The following is a 19,802-nucleotide window of genomic DNA, read 5'->3' on the forward strand; positions in this document are numbered from 1 at the left end:
TTTCCAGCGCATCGTCCAGCGTGTGCGGCCGGTGCCGGTCGGATCCTGTGGGGTGCCAAAACCCGGCCCAGCAGCCTGACCTGCGCATCACGCTGCTGCAGGTTCGTACTCGTTGGTCAGTCCACCTAGTACTCGCCGACAACGCACGGACCTGCAGCGCGGCTCTGCGATTGGGTGATCGGGTCGTGGTGGAGTGTGGCGTCACGCTCGGTGTGGTAGCCGGTGGTTGTAGTGGGAGACGTAGCGGTTCAGCACTGACTCCAGGTGCCGCTCGTTGATGATCAGCAGCCGGTCGGTGAGCTCGCGTCTGACGGTGCCGACAAAGCGTTCCGCATAGCTGTTAGCCCGCAGACATCGCGGTGGGATCTTCACAACGTCGATGCCGGCGCCAGCGAGAACGGAATCAAACGACGCCGTGAACTGGCCAGCCCTGTCACGAACCAGGAAACGAAACTCGCTGGCCGAGCACCCAGCTCCATGAGGAAGTTACGAGCCTGCCGTGTAGTCCACCGGCCGTCAGGGTTGGTGGCAGTGCCAAGAATATGGACATAGCGGGTGCCGACCTCCATCACGAAGAACACATATACCCGCTTCAACGTGACCGCGCAGTCGACATGGAAGAAGTCTCACGCCAGCATGCTCGCCGTCTGAGCACGCAGAAACCGCCGCCACGACGTGTCGGTATCCCGGGCCGGCGAGGGCGGTATCCCCAGACGCTTCAGCACCCGGCGAACAGTCGACGCGGACGTCCGGTGACCAAGCTTGAGCAGCTCACCTTGGATACGGCGGTAACCCCAGCCGGCGTTCTCCCGCGCCATCCGCTCGATCAGTGCCACGACAGGCTCATCGACCCTGTGCGTGCCGAAAACTACATCCATGCTGGTCAAGGCACATGGCGATACTCGTGGATGACTCAGTCGAGAAGAACATGTCGATCTTTGATGCGGCGTTCGATCTGAGCGGGTTCGCCAGGCTGAGGCCGGCTCCGCAGGGATGCCGCGTCAGCGAGCGATCGGCGGGCTCGGTGCTCGCCGCAGTACCGCTCGTACTCACCCAGCGCCTAGCGCAAATGGGCCTGATTCCAGATAAGCGGGCGGTCGAAGAGGTCGCCGCGAAAGTTCTTGCTCCAGTCGATACTGATCAGCACAAAAGATTGATTAGTGTCGACTGGCCCTCTATACTGGGTTCGAGCTATCCAATAGCGCATGAACACACGAACTGCGCACGCTTGCTACACGTGGGGGGCCAAGTCCCCCTCGGACACGGAATTGCCCCACGGGAGCGATTTTCCCTGTGGGGCAATTGATTTATATGGGCACCGGCGGCGTTCCCGATCCCCAATCCAGCGCTAACGCCGCTTGCGTTGCAGGTAGAGTTCGCGCGGGATTTCGGCTGGTTAGCCAGGGTCTTAGTTCCAGATCAGACCCTACGCAGGTAATTGCTAGTTGTAGATCGTGGAGTTGTGCTGCCAGATCGGACTCCGGATTGCGCCCGCGCTCAGCGATTAGTCCTGATAGCGCCTGAAGCACGACGTCCTCGCGGACGTAGGTGTTGGCCGGCGCGTCCGGAGGCCTGGTCGACGCACTGTTGAAGCCGTGCCGACACCGGTAGGCAGGCCTGCCGTGCACCCAGTGAGCGTCCATCCTGCGGTCACAAGTCCCACAAACGATCAGACCAGCCAACGCGTATCGGCGTGCCCCGCCGTCCTTGGTCTGCCTCGATGCTCTGATTCGATGAACCACCACAAAGGTCTCATCGTCGACCAACGGCTCGTGCGAGAGCTTCTCCGAGACCTCCCATGCCGTGACCGGGTTGCGGTTCACTCGGCCCGCGGCACGACCACCGCGCCGGCCTCCAGGTCCCCTCCCCCGCGTCCCGTGCCGATTCCACACCTGCCTGCCGGTGTACCGCGGGTTCTCGAGAATCGCCGCGACCGCGGTCACCATCCACCGCCCGCCCGTCCTATGCGAGTTGCGTCCCGGATCCGCACTCGACGGACACGGAACACCACGGCTATTCAGTTCGCGCGCGATCGACGCCAGCGCACGACCACCCGCACGCTCACCGAACATCCACCGCACCCACGGCGCGGTCACAGGATCCGGCGCCAACACCTGCACCCGCCTACCCCACCCGCTGTGCCGGGCATTCGGATGCGGACCACCGTCGACCAAGCGGTACCCGTAGGGCGGACGGCCGCCTAAGAACCGGCCCTGCTGGCTCGTCTGCGCCCGCATCGCCGCGAGCACGCGCTGCCGGGCGCGGGCCACCTCCCGCTGAGCCTGTGCACCAAGCAACACCATCAGCGCCTGATGGACTGGACTGTCCAATTCGACCGGACCGCCAGCCTCAGGTAGCCACACCTGAACACCCAGCTCGTTCAGCCGCGAGACCACTTCGCGGAACTGACCTCCGTAGAAGGCGCGCTCGTACTCACCGATCACCACAGCGTCGAACACACGGTCTGACCGGGCCGCCGCGGCAAGCAACGCAGACGACTCTGGACGCTCCCACCACGACCAACGACGCGACCGCCCCATATCGAAGAACTCCACCACCACCGAGCCGACGCCCTCGATCAACTCATCCGACACGGCACGCTGCCACGCTCGAGAGGTCTGCGGGTCCTGGAACTCACTTGTCGACATCCGGCCATAGAACGCGAACCGCACACCCGCCTCGTGCATCGGCGTTGGCACTGGTCGGTGGTTTGCCACCACAGCCAGCAATTCGACGTTCGTCAGCATGGTCATCATCGGCTCCTCAGGTCAGAGCCGAGACCGCAACGCCCCAGGGCACATGACGAGACCCGGCGCACGTCCACCCGAACAGCGCAGTCCGCCACTCTCGGACTGTTCTTCGCCGACGTCGGGCACGAGGTCCCGACCTGTGCGTGCCGAAAATTACGTCCGCACAGCTCAGGCGACATGCCGATACTCGTGGAGGACTCCACCGAGCCGGTCCCGTCGGAGTACCGCAAGGCGTTCGATCCGCCTCATGGTTGCTGCCACGGCGACGCTCCGTTCCTCGGACATCGGCCCTTTCTTATTGCGCCCCAACACGCGCTCGTTACACAGGTGGTCCCGTTGAGCCGGCCGAGTGAACCTCCGCTGGAACGGTCACAACCGAACTCGGGCCACCGATAGGGGAAACGCCGGTCCGGCAGCCGCGCGTCGACAGAAGACGATGCGGGCGGAACCGCGCGCTCACAAGGAAGTAGCCATGACTCGTCGCACGCTGGTCGTGACATTCACGGTCGTGCTGGTGGTCATCGGCGCGGCCATCGCGTTCCTGTTGCGCGGTAGCGGCTCGGCGACCGACGCGACGACGTCGTCGTCGACCACCGCGCCACCGAGCACGTACGTTCCTCCTCCCCTGACGAAGGAGCAGGCGACGGCGATGGCCGCGAACCTCACGAGCGGGTCGGAAGAGCGGTTGCGGCAAGCGATCGCCGTCTCACCGCAACAAGCGCTCGACCCTGCTGTGGCGGGTCAGCTGGCGTCGATCTCGTCGGTGGAGCTCGACATCGCGACCTTCCGCGTGGAGGGGGACGGCACAGCTCGGATGACCGCACGCACGAACGGACCGGCCGCGGCGGTGTGGACGGTGGCGCTCGTCGCGGTCGACGGCCAGTGGCGGATCAGCTGGACAGAGGCCACGCCATGACAACACGCGTGCGCAAGCCGACGGCGTACGTCCTGGCGCTCCTGCTGGCGGTGTCCCCTGCCGTTCCGGCACGAGCGCAGCCCACAGCGGAGGAAAGCTGCGCCGGCACCCCGCCGAGTCTGGAGCACACGGACCTCTCGGCATCGCGACGCCCGGTCGTGCTGGTGCATGGGTGGACCGGTGGGCGAATGACGGAGACGGCGACGATTCTGCAGGAGAAACTCGGCAACCGGGTCAGCACGTTCACGTTCGACTACGGTCCTTGGTCGTTGCATTGGGCGTCGGACGCGCACATCGCACCTTGCCTCGCCGTCTACATCAAGAAGGTGGCAGAAGCCCACAAGAACGTAAAGGGCGACGGCAAAGTAGTCGTTGTCGCGCACTCCATGGGCGGTCTCGCACTGCGCTACGCGATGAGCCAGATACCGGCCGGCACGCACGGTGCTGGAAGTGATCACACTCGGCACACCGCACCTGGGGTCGCCGTGGGGTGGACCGGACGTCGCGCCGCTCTACGAGAAGGCCCTCACCCTCCTCGGCAAGGAGGAGCCACCTGACGCGAGCGGTGGGTTTTGCCTCCCCTGGCACGAGAAGGGGGCGCCGCTGCTGGGAGACTGCGGTCCGCTGCCGCCCTACCTGCCGGCCGGGGTGACGGTGACCCAGCTCGCCGGGGGCATCACCGTGGACCGCTCGTTGTTCGGGTTCACGATGTACTCGCTTCCGCTGTCGACCGACGGGATCGTGCCCGTGACCTCCGCACACGGATACGCGACATCCGGCGAAGGTGGCGCCAGCCCGCCCGGCCGCGCAATGGTGCGATCGCGCACCCAACCGTGCCGGGCCGACTTCGCCAAGCTCCACGAGACCGCCGCCCTGGCGACTTTCGCACCCACCGTGGCGTTCGACTTCCTCACCATGCAGGACCTCCAACGAGGCAGCCAGACGCCGACGGTGATGGGTCTGGCGTTCGCAGCGATGTTCATCGCCTCGTGCGGACACAAGAAGCAGCCAGCAGACCCCAAGACGACCGACCAGATCGTCGAGGTGATCAAGGCGATGCCTCCGCCGTTCGTCGACACGTCGGAGGTCCGGTTCGACGGCATCGGCGAGTTCACCCTCGCCCTCACCGCCACGGATCTTCGCGCACGCGGTTACGTCAACAAGGGCAACCAGTACGCGGGCCCGAACGCCGTCTGCGTCCGCTACGCCCGCGAGGGCCAGCCGCTCGGCTTCAGCGTCGAGTCGTCGACCGGCCGCGTCCTGGCGATCAACAACTCCGCGGGGGTCAAGGCCCTGCACACCAAGGTCGGCAACATTCGCGTCAACTCCACCCTAGGCGAGCTGCGCACCGCCTTCGCCAGCCATCAGATCGAGGAGCTCCTCGACCACGACTTCGGTCAGGGCAGCAACGGCGTGATCGTCAACGGCCCGGATGGCTCAATCGCGTTCAGTCTCGACGATGCACCGAACGCCGACTACGCCTCCGGCCGGGCCAGGATCACCTATCTCAACGGCGTCGGGCTGCGAGGCCACGCCCCCACGAGCGCCGAGGACGGCTGCTGAGGCAGGGCTGGCACCAGCAAGGATCAGCGGAGTGACCTGATCGTTGTGCAGCCGTGGGATTCCTAGGGTTCTGGCCATGGTCCAGCATCTGACTCCCCTGCGCCGCAGGGCGATCGCGCTCGGTTCCGCGGAATATCAACTACTCGAACAATGAAGCGTACCAGCCTCAAGGGCCAGTTCCTGCGGGGCGGGGGAAGCGGAGAACGCCCGCGTCTACCCGCAGCCGAAACGGACCATCTGCCTTTCCCAAGTCTAGCCCCGTCATAGGATCCGGTCATGGCGAACCGTTCGTACCTGTACAGCACCGGCAACCGGCCGGAGTCCTATGAGGATCGGCCGGAGACAGTCTCCGGGTTGTCGGAATGGCCCTACGCCATCCCGTTCTCCTTCCTGGTGCTCCTGTCCGGCGATCCTCGGCTGTGCGCGTCCCTGATCGCCGACGGGTTCGACGGCGAGCCCCCGGAGAGCAGGACCACGCTGTACGCCATCAGCGGTGAGTTCGACGCCGGGTTCGCGCGGCTGACGAAGTTCGCCGCCGCCGTGCGCGCCGTGAGCGACGCCGAGGGCCTGCACACCGGGCTCGCCGAGGCGGAGCGGTTCCTCGACGCGCACCGCGACCGGTACGTCCTGCTCGAGACCATCGAGCTCGACACCATGATCGAGAGCGGCGAAGCCGAGCTGCGGGCACTCATCGAGAGCCACCTCGACCTGTGCCGGGCGGCAGGCGCGGCCATCGACGCGCTGCCCGACGACGCGGCGGCGGCCGGGGCCGTGCTCGCCGCGGCAGCGGCCGAGCGGTCGGTGCCGCCGTTGGACGCGTTCCACGGGCTCGTGCTGACCGACGACTTCGACAACACGCGTGACGACAGGACCGAGCACCCGATCGGCCTCAGCTGGTGGACCGACGTCCTCTACTTCGCGCTGTGGAACCGGGCGGAGTACGCCGCGAACCAGCCGAATCAGTAACCCGCGGCGGCCAGGAGCGGCCAGAAACTCCCGCCATGTCGTGCCGTATCGCCGCGGCGCCGGATCGATGCCCGCGCGGTTCAGGATCTCCCAGACTGTCGAGGCGCCCAGGCGATGGCCAAGCCGAACCAGCTCGCCATGGATCCGCCGATGACCCCACCGCGGATTCTCTCTAGCGAGTCGGAGTACGAGCGCCTTGATCGCTGCTGCGGTTGAGGGACGTCCGGCGCGCGGTGTGATCCCACTTCCGGGCCTGCCACCACGAGCGATGCACCAGTCTCGACAGCACCGCGAACCAGAACCGGTCCGCAGGCTCGTAACGAACCGGCCCCGTCAACTGCCGACGAAGCACGACGTTCTCGTGCCGCAGAACAAGAAGCTCCGCATCCTTGGCCGCCTCACCTCGAAGCAGCACGGCCGGAACAGACAACAACTTGCAGACCACCCGGTACAACAGCGAACCGACCACCCAGACATGCTCTCAGCTGGGAATACCGCACCGCTCGGAGCACCGATGACTTTCCGGGCTGCACAGGTGGCGAGCTCACTCCCAGGGGTTGCTGCCGGCCACCGTGGTGGGGGTCGCGTCGGTGATGGCGTGGGCGGTCGTGGCGCCGAGGGTGGTCAGGGCCGCGAGGACGAGGGTGGCGGCGGCGATTTTGGCGATGACGGTGCGGGTCATTTGGGGCTCTCCTAAGTTGTTTCTCCGGCGACGAGACAAACGTTATGAGGCTCGATAATCTCGCAGCTATCACGTGGTTTATCCCAGCGCTATCACGGTCACAATGGTGACGCCAGACAGGTCCTGAGCTGGGAAGATGCGGGATAGCGCCGGTGATTTACGGTCGGGATATCGGCGGGGATGGCAGCGTGATAGCGGGGGTGCAGACGATTGGCGAGACAAAATCCCCCCGTGAAAGAGGATGCCGAGATGGCCATTCCGCCCGCCTTGGACCCCGGACTTCCGCCCTTCGCCCGGCTGTTGCGCAGGCACCGCAGCCGGGTCGGGTTGACGCAGCGGGAGCTGGCCGATCTGTCGACGGTGAGCGTGCGGGCCATCCGGGATCTGGAGCAGGGGCGGGCGTTGCGGCCACGGCCGGACACCGTGCGGTTGATCGCCGAGGGGTTGCGGCTGGGCAGCCGGGCTCGGCACGACCTGGAGGTGGCCGCTGACCCTCACCGGCGCGCTGAGGTCGACTCAGCTGCCGCTGTGCCGCCCACCGCGTTGGCCGCCCAGGTGGGGCGTGACCTCGAGACCGGTGCGCTGGCGGCTGAGCTGGCCGACGGGTGTCGGCTCGCTACCGTCGTGGGGTTGCCTGGCGTGGGGAAGACGCGGTTCGCTGCGGCGGTGGCCGGGGTGGTGCACGCCAGGATGCCGGTGCTGTGGGCGGGGCCGGATGGCACGCCGTTGCGGGACCCGCGCTTGGCCGAGTTGGTGACGGCGTGGTCTACGGCCGTGCGCACGGGTGGACGGGTGGACGACGACCTCGCCGAGGTGGTCGGCGCTCGGTCCGCGCTGGTGGTTCTCGACGGGGTCGACGGGCCGGTATGCGGGGACAGCGTGCTGCGCCTGCTCGCCGACTGCCCCGGGGTTCGGGTGCTGATCACCGCGCCGGCGCCGCTCGGACTCGCCGGAGAACGGGTGTTCCTCCTCTCGGGCCTGGAGCCCGCCGACAGTGCCCTGCTGTTGCTCGCCGACCACGGTGGCGCGGCGGACCCGGTGGACGTCGATCGCCTGTGCCGTGCCCTCGACGGACTGCCCGCGGCGCTCGCCGCCGTCGGTTCGTGGCTGTCGGTCTACCCGTTGCCGGAACTGGCTGCGACCGACCCGACCTGCCTGCTCGACGACACCCTGTTGCGCGCCCTGGCCGGCGCCGCCGAGCCCTACCGCCGGATCCTGGAGAACCTCCCGCCGCGCTTCGGCCCGTCGGCCGACACCGGCCGCCTGCTGCGCGACCTCCTCCACCGCGGCCTGGTGCGGCCCGTCGAGACCGAGACCGGCCGCAGCTTCACCGTCTCCCCTCTGATCCGCTCGGTGCTGGCGGCCACGCCGCCGACGCCCTGACACGCCCCCGGTCTGCCTCCGCGACTGCCGAGGACGCCGCCTTCCTCGTGGTGGACTGGTCTTCGGCGCCGAGCACGGGAGCGTGACCATGGCCCACATGACCGACAACGGTCCGATAGGCGTCGCAACGGCATCCCCTGTGCACGCCTTTTTCGTTCCCTCCGGCCCGGAGGTTCTCAGCGTGTGGCCACCCACCCCGCACGCCCGCCGGGCGGCGGCGTGGGCCCTGCGGACGCTGGGGTACAGCCACCTGGGCGGCCTGGTCTGCCTGATCGCCCCCACCTCCGACGCCCGCGCGGAGTGCGTGGCCACCGCACTGGCCGTCGCCGACGCGGCAGCCGGCGGGCACCGACCACCGGGACCACTCCCGGACCTGGCCGTCCGCCTGCGCGCCGACCCGGTCCACCTGTGCGGCCTTCGTGCCGCCGCGGGGCTCGACTGAGCCAGGAACACCACGTGCCCGCACCGGACATCGGTGCGGGCACGTGGTGTTCCCAGGACGCAGAGGACGTCAGCTATCCCTGCGCCACCAACGGTCTGACGGCGGGGACCGACCAGCCGTCCGGGAACCACAGGTCCTCAGTGGACAAAGCGGCCGGGTCGTACTTGCCCAGTGCGCTGATGAGGAGACGCAGTTCCAGGATCATCGCCTCCACCAGGCGGGTCAGGCCCGAAGCGGGGTTCTCGTCGACCGCCAGCAGGGCCGCCCGGCCGAGGCCCGTGGCGGTGGCCCCGGCCGCCAGGCACTTCACGGCGCGCAGCCCCTCCCAGACCCGGCCCGACACCAGGAGACAGCCACGCGGGGAACCGATGCGGCGCAGGCATTCCGCGAGTGGGAGGCCGACGCCCGCCAGCGACGCCGTGGGGGCCCATCCGCTGCCACCCTCGGCCCCGTCCACGGTGACCGCGTCCGCGCCCGCCTGCCACGCCACGTCCGCCGCCGCGGCGACGTCGCGTCCCGGTGGGAGCTTCACCCACACCCGCGCACGCGGATAGTTGTTGCGCATCAGGCGGACCTGCTGCCGGAGGATCTCCTCGGTGAACGTCCCAGGGCTGGCGCAGCGCAGCACCCGGTCCCCCGCGGGGTCGATCAGCGTTTCCAGGGCGAACTGGTCGGCCAGCCGGTCCGCCTGGGCGCGATCGACGACGGTCAGGCCGCCGATCCCGGGTTTCGCGCCCTGACCGACCTTGAGCTCGAAGCCCAGCCGTCCCGACTCCAGCAGGGAACGCGTCGCCGGGTCGCTGTAGACGCGGTTCCAGACCTCGGCGTCGGCGTCCTCCGTGCTCTGCTGCACCACGACGCCGCCCACCCCGTCCGGGACGTGGCCGGCGTAGGCGGAGATCCTGGCCAGCAGGGACCGTTCGCCGGTGTAGCCGTCGACCGGGACGACGTTCTCGCCGACGACCATCGGTATACCGAGGGCACCCGCCTGGGCGGCGGCGGCACGGCCCAGGTCGGTGCCCACGGCACGGGTCGACCCGAAGGCGGACAGGTACAGCGGTAGCCGTGCGGCGAAACCGCCGACGGTGGTCTCCAGGTCGACGTCGCCGTGCAACGGTTCGCGGGCCAGGTCGATGAGCTTCTCCAGGCGCCGCGGCATGAACACCGGCGGCACCAGGCGAACGGCGTCGAGGGCGTCGCCCGGCGAAGAGCCCTCCGGCTCGCCCAGCAGGGCGCGGCCGTAGTCGGTCAGCGGGGGGAACGCCGCCGCCGCACCGGTGCGGGCCCGCTCCCGGACGGCCTGTTCCGGGAAGGTGTCCGCGCGCAGCGCGGTCACGGGGACACCACGCCGGGGATCTTCGGGAAGGCGCTCGCCTGCCAGACCGCGTTCAGCCCGCACAGGTAGCGGACCAGCCGCTCCAGGCCGATGCCGAAGCCCGCGCTGGACGGGACGCCCTCGCGCACCATCTTCAGGTACCAGGCGTACTTGGCCGGGTTCTCGCCGGTTTCGCGCATCCTGGCGATGATGGCGGCGTACTCATGTTCGCGTTCGCTGCCGCTGCACAGCTCGCCGAAGCCCTCGGGGGCCAGCAGGTCGAAGTTGAGCAGGTGGCCGGGGTCGGCCGGGTTCTCGCGGTCGTAGAAGCCGCGGGAGCCCTTGGGGTAGTCGGTGAGGAAGAACGGCCTGCTGGCCTTGGACGACAGGACCGCCTCCCCGACCCAGTCGATCTCGGCGTCGGGGTTCTGGGCGTGCCCCGTGTCGTGCAGGTCGGCGACCGCGGCGGCGTGGGTGCGTCGCTCGAAGGCGCTGCCGGACAGCAGATCCGCGAAGGCGTCCGGGTCGCGGCCCAGGACTTCCAGCTCGGCGGCGCAGCGCTCGACGACCCGGCGCACGACGTGCACGACGAGGTTCTCGGCCACCCGCGTGGCATCGTCGCGAGAGGCGCCGGCGACCTCGACGTCGATCTGGTGGAACTCGGCGAGGTGCCTGCTGGTCGAGCTGGTCTCGAGCGGCTCCAGGCGCACGTTGGGGGCGATGCAGAAGATGCGGTCGAAGGCGGTCAGCGACGCCTGCTTGTAGAGGATCGCGCTGGTCATCAGTTTGTAGCGGTGGCCGTAGTAGTCGACGTCGACCTGCTTGGCCCCGCGCGCGCCGGGGTCGGTGACCGGGCCGATGACCGGGGGAAGCATCTCGGTGAAACCCTTCCCGCCCAGGTGCTCGCGCACGGCGTCGAGCACGCGGTGCTGCACGCGCAGCACCGCGCGGGTGGCAGGTGAGGTCAGATGGGCGCGCGGGTCCGCCGGCGCCGGGGTGGTGGTGTCCATCGTGGTCACTCCTTGGGGACGGGGCGGGGGTTTCAGCCTCGGTCGAAGGTGCGCTCGACGTGGGTGAGCGAGCGCAGCAGTTCGTCAGCGGTGGGTGTGGCGGCGGGGACGGCACGGTCCGCGGGCAACGGCAGGGCACCGAGGCGCGACCACTGCAGCCGCCCGTCGCCGTCGACGAACGCCCGCGTGCGGCCGGCGTTGTCCTGGTGCAGGCAGTAGGGCACGTCGAGGTAGCCGCGCTCGACCGCGCGGACCAGGGCGATGCCGACGTCGGGCGCGAGGTCCAGCACGGCCTCCACGAGCGCGCGGGCCTCGGCGAGCACGCCGGTGTCCTCGACCACGCCACCCGGCTCGGCACGCGCCGCCGCTGCCCCGGCGGCCACCAGCGCGGCGACGTTCTCGGCGACGGTGGGGATGCGGTGCGCCTCCGCCGTCGTCTTGACGATCAGCCTCTCCGCGCCGGTGCGCACGGCCAGCTCCGCAGAACGTTCCAACAGGGCGGTCGCGCCGCGCGGGGTGCGCGGGAACACGCCCATGTACGTGTAGAGCACGACATGCCAGTCCACATCGGACAGATGTTCGGCGGCGAGGGCGCGCAGTGCCGCCACGGCCTCGGCGTCCTGGTCCTGGTCGGTCTGCTGGGCGTAGCTCAACGACATGCTGTCCACGCCGTGCTGGCGGAAGAACAGGCCCTCCAGCACGCTGATCGCCACCAGCAGGCTCGGCGGGCACAGCTGGCCCATCATGCAGCCGCCGAAGGACTCGAGGTGCGGCCGGGCGCCGCGCTCGCGGGCGTCGGACAGCAGCAGGCAGGACTCGGCCCACGCGCGCACCGACTCGGCGACCGGGACCCTGCTGTAGGGCAGGCAGTACGACAGCGGCCCGCCCTCCGTCGCATCCAGACCGGCGGCCAGTAGAGCCGCGACGATCTTCTGCGGGCACGCCGAACCGTGGCGCACCTGCACCGGGAAGTCCGGTCCGTGCAGGCCGTTCAGCACGGACCGGGTCATCTCGGGCGAGTGGGTGGCGATGGGATAGCCGTTGAGGTCGGCGCCGGCGGTCAACGCCTTGCGCACGGCGACGTGGTCCCCCACGCGCGTGAAGCTGTCCACGGTGATCGTGCCCGCCGCCCGCACCCCGGCCCCGTGCACCGCGGCGAGACCTGCCCGCATCTCCGCCGGGCCGGGCACGCCCATCCTGGGCTGCACGACCAGTTCGCCCGCGGCGGCGGCACGGGCGACGAAGTCGCCGAACGAGCCACCGGTCACGACCGCACTCCTGCGGCGAGCCGGTCGACGTAGCCGCGGAACGACGTGATCGCGTCGGCGTCCTCGAACACCGCGTCGAACCCGGCGGCCAGCAGCTCCTGCGCGTGGCCGCCGCTGCCGTCGACGCCGAGCTTGCCTCCGATCACGACCGGGGTGCTCGCCAGCCGTGCGCGCAGCGGTCCGATGACGCGCCTGGCGTCCTGGAACCCATGGCCGTTCACGCTGCTGAGCACGACGAGGTCCGGTGCCACCTGTCCGCACCGGGACGTGAGCAGTCCGTCGGGGACGCACGCACCCAGGTTGGTCACGCGGTGGCCCATCTCCTCCAGCACCAGCTGCAGGTAGACGAGGTTCCAGGTGTGCGCGTCGGAGGCGAGCCCGGAGACCACGATGTCGAGGCGGGCTGCGTCCGGCCGGGCGGCGTCCAACTCCATGGGGCGAGCTCCCTGTGTCGCGGGGTGGTTCCCTGCCCCGAAACTAGAAGCCCCGCCCCGCGCCGCCAGGCAGCGGCGACGGCAGCCGTCCGGCAGTTGGCGCTATAGGGACGGCGGATCGAAGTAGTAGAAGCGCCGGCTGCACAGCAGCAGTCCCTCGTCCGACAGGGTCACGACGTCGGCGAACTCGGACGGGGTGCTGCTCTCCGCCTCCGGAGGCGGGGTGTAGCGGCCCACGACGACCACGGTGTCCTTGCAGGCCACGACTTTGTGGATGTGGTGCCGCCCCCGCAGGGCGGGAATGGCGTTCAGCAGCCGGACGGTGTCCTCCCGGCCGTGTCCCGGTGGCGCGTCGTGGCGTTTGAGCTGCATGTCCGGGTGCAGAAGCGAGGCGTAGCCGTCCAGGTCCCCCATGTCGAGGTAGTCGTAGGAGAGGCGGACGTGGTCGACGCCTGCGGCGGAGCTCATGGCGGTTCTCCTCACGCGATGAACGACAACCGTCCCGCCGCCGGGCAACCTGCCGATATCTCCACGCTATCGCCGGGTTGTACTTCTTCGTAACCGTCTGATTACCTCGGGGTGTCTCAGACCTCGAAGGGTGGCCGCATGTCTCCAGGGAGGTTCCGGGTTCTCGGCCCGGTGGAGGTCGACGGTCCCGGAAGCGCGGCGCGGATCCCGCCTGGCAGGCAGCAGATGATCCTCGGGCTGCTGCTCGTGGAGGCCAACCGGATGGTGAGCACCGAGACGCTGGTCGACGCCCTGTGGGAGGAGAACCCTCCGGACACCGCCCGCACGCAGGTGCAGATCTGCGTCTCGCGGCTGCGCCGCACCCTGGCCGCGGCGGGCATGTCGGCGGTCATCGACACCCGTCCGCCGGGCTACGAGCTGCGCCTCAACGGCGACACGCTGGACCTCGCCGACTTCCTCTCCCGCACCGCCGAGGCCCGCGTGCTGGTCAAGGAGGGCCGCACCGCCGAGGCGGCCGCGCTGCTGCGGGAGGCCTCGGCGCTGTGGAGCGGGCCGTGCCTGGGCGGGGCCCCCAACCGGTCGCTGCGCACCCGTGCGCTGCGGCTGGACGAGGAACGGCTCACCTGCGTCGAGGACCACCTGGAACTGGAGCTGGAACTGGGCCAGCACCACCAGCTCGTCGGGGAGGTCACGCGCCTGGTCCACGAGCACCCGTTGCGGGAGCGTCCGCGCGCCCTGCTGATGGTGGCGCTGCACCGCTCCGGCAGGCAGGCCGAGGCCCTCGACGTCTACCGCACCGGTCGTACCCTGCTGATCGACGAGCTGGGTCTGGAGCCGGGGGAACGGTTGCGCGGCCTGGAAGCGGCGATCCTCGCCGGCGAGATCCCGGCCCAGCCCCGTGCCGGCACCGCGGCGCCCGCACCGCAGAGCGCCGACACCACACGACCGGTTCGGCCACGGCAGCTGCCCGCCGACACCGCCGACTTCGTCGCCGACGAGGAGATGTTGCGCGGCGCGGAGTCCGTGCTCGTCGGGAGCACCGCGCGCACGGCCGTGGGGGTCGTGGTGATCACGGGGCGGCCCGGCGTCGGCAAGAGCACGGTGGCCGCCCACCTCGCGCACCGGGTGGCGCAGGAGCACTTCCCCGACGGGCAGCTCTACTGCGACCTGCACGGCACCGACCAACCGTCCGCTGTGGACGATGTGCTGGGCCGTTTCCTGCTGGCACTGGGAATTCCAGGGCATGTGATCCCCGACGGCCTCGACGCCAGGCTGGAGATGTACCGGACGCTGCTGGCCGACCGGCGGGTGCTGGTCGTGCTGGACGACGCGGCCTCGGAGGGACAGGTCCTGCCGCTGCTGCCGGGCAGCAGCACGTGTGCGGTGGTGGTGACCAGCCGGTCGCGGCTGACCGGTCTTCCCGGTGCCCGCCAGGTCGAGCTTGACGTCCTCGACGCCGGGCAGTCGCTGCGGTTGCTCGGCCTGGTCGTCGGAGAGGATCGGGTGGCTCGCGAGCCCGAGGCCGCCGCGGCGCTGGTGCGCACCGTCGGCGGACTGCCGCTGGCGCTGCGGATCATCGCCGCCCGCCTGGCCGCCCGGCCGCACTGGACGCTCGCGTCGATGGTGCAACGGCTCGCCAGCGAGCGGCACCGGCTCGACGAGCTCGCCCACGGCGAGCTGACCATCCGCGCCAGCCTCTCGTTGACCCACGACGGCCTCGACCGCCGGTCCCGGTTGCTGTTCGGGCTGCTGAGCCTCGCCGAAGGGCCCTCCGTCCCCGGCTGGGTCGCAGGCGCGGTCCTCGACGACGACCGGTACTTCCCGTCGGACCTGCTCGAACCGCTGGTGGACGTGCAGGTGCTCGACGTGGTCTCGGTCGAGCCGACCGGCGAGTTCCGCTACCGCTACCAGGACGTCCTGCGCCTGTTCGCCAGGGAGAAGGCCGCGGAGGAGATCCCCGCCGGCGACCGCGCCGCCGCCGTGTCCCGGCTGCTCGGCGGGTGGCTCGCGCTGGCAGAGCAGGCACATCGGGGCGTCTACGGCGGTGACTACACCGTGCTGCACGGAACCGCGCCGCGCTGGCAGCCCCCGTCCGTCCTCGCCGACCCGCTGGAGTGGATGGACGGCGAGCTGGCGAACCTGCGCGCGGCCGTCCAGCAGGCGGCCGCCGCGGGTCTGGACGAGCTGTGCTGGGACCTCGCGGTCACCTCCGTCACCCTGTTCGAGTCGCGCGGCTACCTCGACGACTGGGAGCGGACCCACGACGTGGCACTGAAAGCCGTGCGCGCGGCGGGCAACACCCGCGGCACGGCGGCGGTGCTGAGCTCGCTGGGCACCCTCCACATCAACCGGGGCCATCTCGACGCGTCCCGTGCCGTCCTTCACCCGGCTGCGGAGCTGTTCGAAGACTTGGGCGACACACACGGCCTGGCGCTGTGCCACCGCGACCTGGCCCTGATCGCCCGCAACACCGGCGACGACACCACCGCGCTCGGCCTGTACGACCGTTCCCTCTCGGGTTTCACCGCGGTAGGCGACATCGTGGGCCGCGCGATCGTGCTCACCCAGCGCGCCTTCATCCTGGCCAGGAGCGGCGGGGCCGACCAGGCCCGCACCGACCTCGCCGAGGCGATGGCCGTCCACGAGTCAGTCGGCTACACCGGAGGCGCCGCCCGCACGCTCAGCCGCATCGGCCAGGTCCAGGCCATGGCGGGCGAGCACACCGCCGCCATGGCGACCATGCGCCGCGTCCTCGACATGGTCCGCGAAGCCCGCGACGTCATCGGCGAAGGCCAGCTCCTGCGCAACCTGGGCCAGGTGAGCACGGCCGCCGGTCGCTACGCCGAAGCCCGCGGCTACCTCGAGCAGGCCTTGTCCATCCGCGAACGGATACTGGACCACACCGCCGCGACCACGATCCGCGCCGAACTGGCCGTCCTGGCCGCACGGGAGACCGATCCTCACACCCTGGTGCCGACGGGCTGACCAGCCGGCCGGAGGGAGGTCGACAGGACGGCGACCTCCCCCACCCGATCACACTCCGGCGGGGACGGGCTCCAGCGCCGGGATGAACCGGGGCAGCGACCGCCACACCTCCTCGGTGTAGAAGTGCCCGCCCGGCAGCTCCACGTGCCGGTACTCGCCGCCCGCCAGCTCCCGCCACTGCGCCGCCGTGTCCGCGACGATCACGTCGTCCTCGGCCCCCGTCAGCACCTGCAGCGGCACACCGACCCTCGTCCCGTCCGTGTAGGCGAACGTGTCACGGACGCGGATGTCGGCCCGCATGAGCTCCAGCGCCATCTCCCGCAGCTCCTCGTTGCCGAGGACGTAGTCCGCGAGCAGCCCGTTGACCGTCATCCACGACAGCAGCCCGGCGTCGGTGTCGCTCTGCGCGGGGAACATGTCGCGTGGCGTCAGTCCGCGGCTCGGCGCGTTGGCCGACGACACCACCAGGGCGTCCGGGCGGCGGCCGCCGGCCTGCTCGATCCGGGCGGCGACGTCGAACGCCATCCACCCGCCCATGCTGTGTCCGAAGAGGACGTACGGCCGGGTCGCCGCCGCGAGCACGGCCTGCGTGGCGTCGGCCGCGAGTGCCTGCCAGTCCTCGGCGTGGTCCTCCAGGAACCGCCCGTCCCGCCCCGGGTAGCAGATCGCGGCGAGCTCCACGTCCGCCGGCAGGACGTCGGCCCAGGGCAGGTACGGCCCCGCGCCGCCACCGCAGAACCCGAGGCACACCAACGACCTCGTGGCCTCCGGTTTGCGGCGGGGGCGGACCACCACGTTGTCGATGTTGTCCACAGTTTCTCCTATACGCGCAGGGACTCGACGTGCCGGGCCAGGTCGGTCAGGCGGGGGTGGCGGTAGACGTCCTTCGTGGACATCTTGAGGCCGAAGGTCTTCTTCACCTTCGACACCACCCGCAGCGCGACCAGGGAGTGGCCGCCGAGGGCGAAGAAGTCGTCGTCGGCGTTCACCGAGTCACGGCCGAGGACCTCTGCCCACACGTGAGCGATGAACTGCTCGAACTCACCCTCCGGAGCGGTACCGGCCGCGGCGGGCGGCGCGGGCAGGGCGGCGGTGTCGAGCTTGCCGCCGGGGGTCAGCGGCAGCGCGGCGACCTCGACGAACGCGGCCGGGACCATGACCTCCGGCAGGGACGCCGCGGCGTGCTCGCGCAGCTGCTCCGCGCCTGCCAGGCCCGAGGGCACGTAGTAGGCGACGGGCTGGCCGGCCAGGTCGTCGCGGACGACGACGGCGGCCGCGGCGACGGCAGGAGAGGACCGCACGACGGTCTCGATCTCCCCCAACTCCACCCGGTGGCCGCGGATCTTCACCTGGCGGTCGGCGCGGCCGTGGAACTCCAGCAGGCCGTCCGCGGTGCGGCGCACCAGATCGCCGGTGCGGTACATGCGCGCGCCCGGTTCACCGGAGGGGTCCGGCAGGAAACGGGCGCCGGTCAGGCCGGAGCGGCCGAGGTAACCGTGGGTGACACGAGGGCCGGCGACGTACAGCTCGCCGATCTCACCGTCGGGGACCTCGCGCAGCGCGGTGTCGAGAACCAGGAGTCTGTTGCCGGGCAACGGGTCGCCGATGCTCGGGTGGTCGCCCTCGACGACGGCGACCGTCGCGTCGACGGTGCACTCGGTCGGGCCGTAGAGGTTGAACGCCTCCACGGTCTCGGCGGCGGCCAGTTCCCGCCACACCGGCACGCTGATCGGCTCGCCGCCGATGAACAGGCGCAGCCGCCTGCCGTCGGGGCGTCCTGGCAGCAGGTGCTCGCGCAGCATCTCCCAGTGCGTGGGCGTCATGTCCACATCGGACACACCGCACTCGTCGAGCCACGCGGCCAGCTTCGCGGGTTCGGTGCGGTGCGCGTCCTCCAGGACGACGATCGTGTCGCCGCGGCAGACGCGGGCCCACTGCTGCACGGACGCGTCGAAGGACGCGCTGGCGTTCCAGGCCACGACACGGGGCTCGGCCGCGTACACGGCCATCTCCTCCAGTCCGTCCACAAGGGACGCGACGCCACCTCGGGTGGCCTGCACTCCCTTGGGCAGGCCGGTGGAGCCGGACGTGTAGATCACGTAGGCGGCGTCGTCGGCCGATACGGCGACATCGGTGTGCACGCCGTCGCGGGCCCCGGCCAGGTCGTCCGGCGTCACGGTCGTCGTGCGCACGGCGGCGTCGGCGGTCATGTGGGCCAGGCGGTCGGCGGGGTAGGCCGGGTCGAGCGGCACGTAGGCCGCTCCGGCCCGCCACACCGCGAGCAGCGCGACGAGAAGTCCGCTGCCGCGCGGCACGCTCACGCCCACGCGGTCGCCGCGGACCACTCCGCGCGCCACGAGCACGGCGGCCAGTGCGGCCGTGCGGGCTTCCAGTTCGGCGAACGTCAGCGCGCCCTCGGTGTCGCGCACGGCGACCCGTTCGGGCGCGGCCCGCACGACGTCGTGGAAGCGGGACAACAGGTCCTGGCCCGTCATCGGTCCTCTCCGCTCATCGGGGTCGCCGACGGGGCGACGGTGGGCGCGCAGTCCAGCACGGAGACCGGCTCGCCCATGGCGACGACGATCTTGCGGTCGCCGCGGAACGGGTCCCGGCCGTGCGTGGACAGGATGTTGTCGACGAGGAGCAGGCCACCGCGCTCCCAGCGGCGGCGGGTGGTGGCGGCCTCGTAGGCGGCCTGGATGGCGGCGAGCTCCTCGCGGCTGAGCGCGGTGCCGTCGCCGAACGCGGTGTTGAACGGCAGGTCCTCGACGCCGAACTCGTCGACCAGCGCGTCGCGCAGCTCCTCGTCCAGCGCCCACTCGTTCCAGAACGCCATGTGGTTGAACCACACCTCGGCGCCGGTCACCGGGTGCGTGATGATCCCGGGACGCAGCTGGGTGGTGCGCAGGTGGCCGTCGGACTGCCACTGGCAGGACACCAGGTTCTCCGCGCCGTACTCCTCCACCTCGTCCTTTGTGGACGCGGCGAACGCGGTCTGCCACGAGGTGGAGATGTGCTCGGAGTAGCTGCGGTTGAGCAGCCAGCCGACCTTGCGCATCTTCGCCACCAGCTCCGCCGGCAGCGACGCGAGCACCTTGCGGCAGTCGGCCACCGGGGTCGCCCCGCCCTCGGGCGGGGCGATCAGGCAGGCGAACATGAGCAGACCGGGGAACGTGAGGGTGTAGCTGTTCTCGTTGTGCATGTGGATCGGCTGCGCGGCGGGCAGGTCGGTGGAGGAGAACACACCGTTGCCGAAGTCGCTGCGCGGCGTGGCCTTCTCCCGGTACGGGGTGCGCTCGGGCATGAGCGTGTCGCGCACGAGGGCGAAGTCGTCGACGTCGTGCACGGGCAGGCCGCGCACGTACACCGAGCTGTGCTCGTGCAGCAGACCGCGCAGAGCGTCGGCGTTGGTCCGCAACCACTCCGTGGCCTGCTCGATCGAGTGCACGTTCTCGGCGTCGACGGTGGCGGGCGCGCCGGGCTCGAACGTGCACACCAACGGCGTCGTACCTGACAAAGCGGTGGGGCTCATCGCACTTTCCTCTCTGCTGGCGTGGTGCCGACGCTAGGGACGCGACGATCCCTTGTGCGGCAGGCGGTGCGGCAGCTGCTGGGGCAGG

19 protein-coding genes are annotated in these 19,802 nt (G+C 70.3%); 6 read left to right on the forward strand and 13 right to left on the reverse strand.

Annotation, left to right across the window (positions count from 1 at the left end):
* Positions 1–201: 201 nt before the first annotated feature.
* The 3 genes from ACIQF0_RS46195 to ACIQF0_RS46205 all read right to left on the reverse strand — a co-directional run bounded on the left by ACIQF0_RS46195 (position 202) and on the right by ACIQF0_RS46205 (position 2,753).
* A complete protein-coding gene (locus ACIQF0_RS46195) occupies positions 202–372 on the reverse strand; it encodes an integrase core domain-containing protein (RefSeq protein WP_401041204.1) in 171 nt (56 codons plus the stop codon).
* Between the two features lie 254 nt (positions 373–626).
* A complete protein-coding gene (locus ACIQF0_RS46200) occupies positions 627–836 on the reverse strand; it encodes a hypothetical protein (protein WP_401041206.1) in 210 nt (69 codons plus the stop codon).
* 471 nt (positions 837–1,307) lie between these two features.
* Positions 1,308–2,753 (reverse strand): recombinase family protein, encoded by a 1,446-nt coding sequence (locus ACIQF0_RS46205; RefSeq protein WP_401041208.1) that lies wholly within the window; start codon positions 2,751–2,753, stop codon positions 1,308–1,310.
* Positions 2,754–3,222: 469 nt separating this feature from the next.
* Between ACIQF0_RS46205 and ACIQF0_RS46210 the strand changes: the two genes are divergently transcribed.
* The 3 genes from ACIQF0_RS46210 (at position 3,223) to ACIQF0_RS46220 (ending at position 6,195) form a co-directional block, all read left to right on the forward strand.
* Entirely contained in the window at positions 3,223–3,666 is a 444-nt protein-coding gene (locus ACIQF0_RS46210; protein ID WP_401041209.1) for a hypothetical protein, read from the forward strand.
* A gap of 450 nt (positions 3,667–4,116) precedes the next feature.
* The gene (locus ACIQF0_RS46215) at positions 4,117–5,229 is read left to right on the forward strand and encodes a hypothetical protein (RefSeq protein ID WP_401041211.1); all 1,113 of its coding nucleotides are present in this window, start codon (positions 4,117–4,119) and stop codon (positions 5,227–5,229) included.
* Positions 5,230–5,505: 276 nt separating this feature from the next.
* A complete protein-coding gene (locus tag ACIQF0_RS46220; protein ID WP_401041213.1) occupies positions 5,506–6,195 on the forward strand; it encodes a hypothetical protein in 690 nt (229 codons plus the stop codon).
* A 172-nt stretch (positions 6,196–6,367) separates the two neighbouring features.
* Here ACIQF0_RS46220 and ACIQF0_RS46225 read toward each other — a convergent pair whose 3' ends face one another.
* Complete coding sequence (locus ACIQF0_RS46225) at positions 6,368–6,664, reverse strand: hypothetical protein (protein WP_401041214.1); 297 nt, start codon at positions 6,662–6,664, stop codon at positions 6,368–6,370.
* Positions 6,665–6,739: 75 nt separating this feature from the next.
* Positions 6,740–6,877 (reverse strand): hypothetical protein, encoded by a 138-nt coding sequence (locus ACIQF0_RS46230; RefSeq protein ID WP_401041216.1) that lies wholly within the window; start codon positions 6,875–6,877, stop codon positions 6,740–6,742.
* 231 nt (positions 6,878–7,108) lie between these two features.
* Between ACIQF0_RS46230 and ACIQF0_RS46235 the strand changes: the two genes are divergently transcribed.
* Entirely contained in the window at positions 7,109–8,260 is a 1,152-nt protein-coding gene (locus tag ACIQF0_RS46235) for a helix-turn-helix domain-containing protein (RefSeq protein WP_401041217.1), read from the forward strand.
* A 181-nt stretch (positions 8,261–8,441) separates the two neighbouring features.
* Positions 8,442–8,702, forward strand: coding sequence for a hypothetical protein (locus tag ACIQF0_RS46240; RefSeq protein WP_401041218.1), 261 nt, complete (start codon positions 8,442–8,444; stop codon positions 8,700–8,702).
* 73 nt (positions 8,703–8,775) lie between these two features.
* On the opposite strand, the gene ACIQF0_RS46245 is transcribed toward ACIQF0_RS46240, so the two are convergent.
* The 5 genes from ACIQF0_RS46245 to ACIQF0_RS46265 all read right to left on the reverse strand — a co-directional run bounded on the left by ACIQF0_RS46245 (position 8,776) and on the right by ACIQF0_RS46265 (position 13,197).
* Positions 8,776–10,038 (reverse strand): glutamate synthase-related protein, encoded by a 1,263-nt coding sequence (locus ACIQF0_RS46245; protein ID WP_401041220.1) that lies wholly within the window; start codon positions 10,036–10,038, stop codon positions 8,776–8,778.
* Positions 10,035–11,027 (reverse strand): asparagine synthetase A, encoded by a 993-nt coding sequence (locus ACIQF0_RS46250; protein WP_401041222.1) that lies wholly within the window; start codon positions 11,025–11,027, stop codon positions 10,035–10,037. The genes ACIQF0_RS46245 and ACIQF0_RS46250 overlap by 4 nt, the downstream gene beginning before the upstream one ends.
* Before the next feature lie 32 nt (positions 11,028–11,059).
* The gene (locus tag ACIQF0_RS46255) at positions 11,060–12,295 is read right to left on the reverse strand and encodes a methylaspartate mutase (RefSeq protein ID WP_401041223.1); all 1,236 of its coding nucleotides are present in this window, start codon (positions 12,293–12,295) and stop codon (positions 11,060–11,062) included.
* A complete protein-coding gene (locus ACIQF0_RS46260; protein ID WP_401041225.1) occupies positions 12,292–12,729 on the reverse strand; it encodes a cobalamin B12-binding domain-containing protein in 438 nt (145 codons plus the stop codon). Before ACIQF0_RS46260 ends, ACIQF0_RS46255 begins: the two co-directional genes overlap by 4 nt.
* A gap of 102 nt (positions 12,730–12,831) precedes the next feature.
* Complete coding sequence (locus ACIQF0_RS46265; protein WP_401041226.1) at positions 12,832–13,197, reverse strand: nuclear transport factor 2 family protein; 366 nt, start codon at positions 13,195–13,197, stop codon at positions 12,832–12,834.
* A gap of 138 nt (positions 13,198–13,335) precedes the next feature.
* Here ACIQF0_RS46265 and ACIQF0_RS46270 point away from each other — a divergent pair, with 138 nt between their 5' ends.
* Positions 13,336–16,182 carry an AfsR/SARP family transcriptional regulator gene (locus ACIQF0_RS46270; RefSeq protein ID WP_401041228.1) on the forward strand — a complete coding sequence of 949 codons (2,847 nt, stop codon included), beginning with the start codon at positions 13,336–13,338 and terminating at the stop codon, positions 16,180–16,182.
* A 48-nt stretch (positions 16,183–16,230) separates the two neighbouring features.
* Here the strand turns inward: ACIQF0_RS46270 and ACIQF0_RS46275 are convergent, their stop codons facing one another.
* Genes ACIQF0_RS46275 through ACIQF0_RS46285 form a run of 3 tightly spaced genes read right to left on the reverse strand, consistent with a single transcriptional unit; the run spans position 16,231 to position 19,714 of the window.
* On the reverse strand, positions 16,231–16,995 hold the full coding sequence (locus tag ACIQF0_RS46275; RefSeq protein WP_401041229.1) for a thioesterase II family protein: 765 nt from the start codon (positions 16,993–16,995) through the stop codon (positions 16,231–16,233).
* A gap of 8 nt (positions 16,996–17,003) precedes the next feature.
* On the reverse strand, positions 17,004–18,677 hold the full coding sequence (locus ACIQF0_RS46280) for an amino acid adenylation domain-containing protein (RefSeq protein ID WP_401041231.1): 1,674 nt from the start codon (positions 18,675–18,677) through the stop codon (positions 17,004–17,006).
* On the reverse strand, positions 18,674–19,714 hold the full coding sequence (locus tag ACIQF0_RS46285; RefSeq protein WP_401041233.1) for a TauD/TfdA family dioxygenase: 1,041 nt from the start codon (positions 19,712–19,714) through the stop codon (positions 18,674–18,676). Before ACIQF0_RS46285 ends, ACIQF0_RS46280 begins: the two co-directional genes overlap by 4 nt.
* Positions 19,715–19,802 lie beyond the last annotated feature (88 nt).

The organism is Lentzea sp. NPDC092896 (assembly GCF_044754905.1).
Taxonomy (GTDB): Bacteria; Actinomycetota; Actinomycetes; order Mycobacteriales; family Pseudonocardiaceae; genus Lentzea.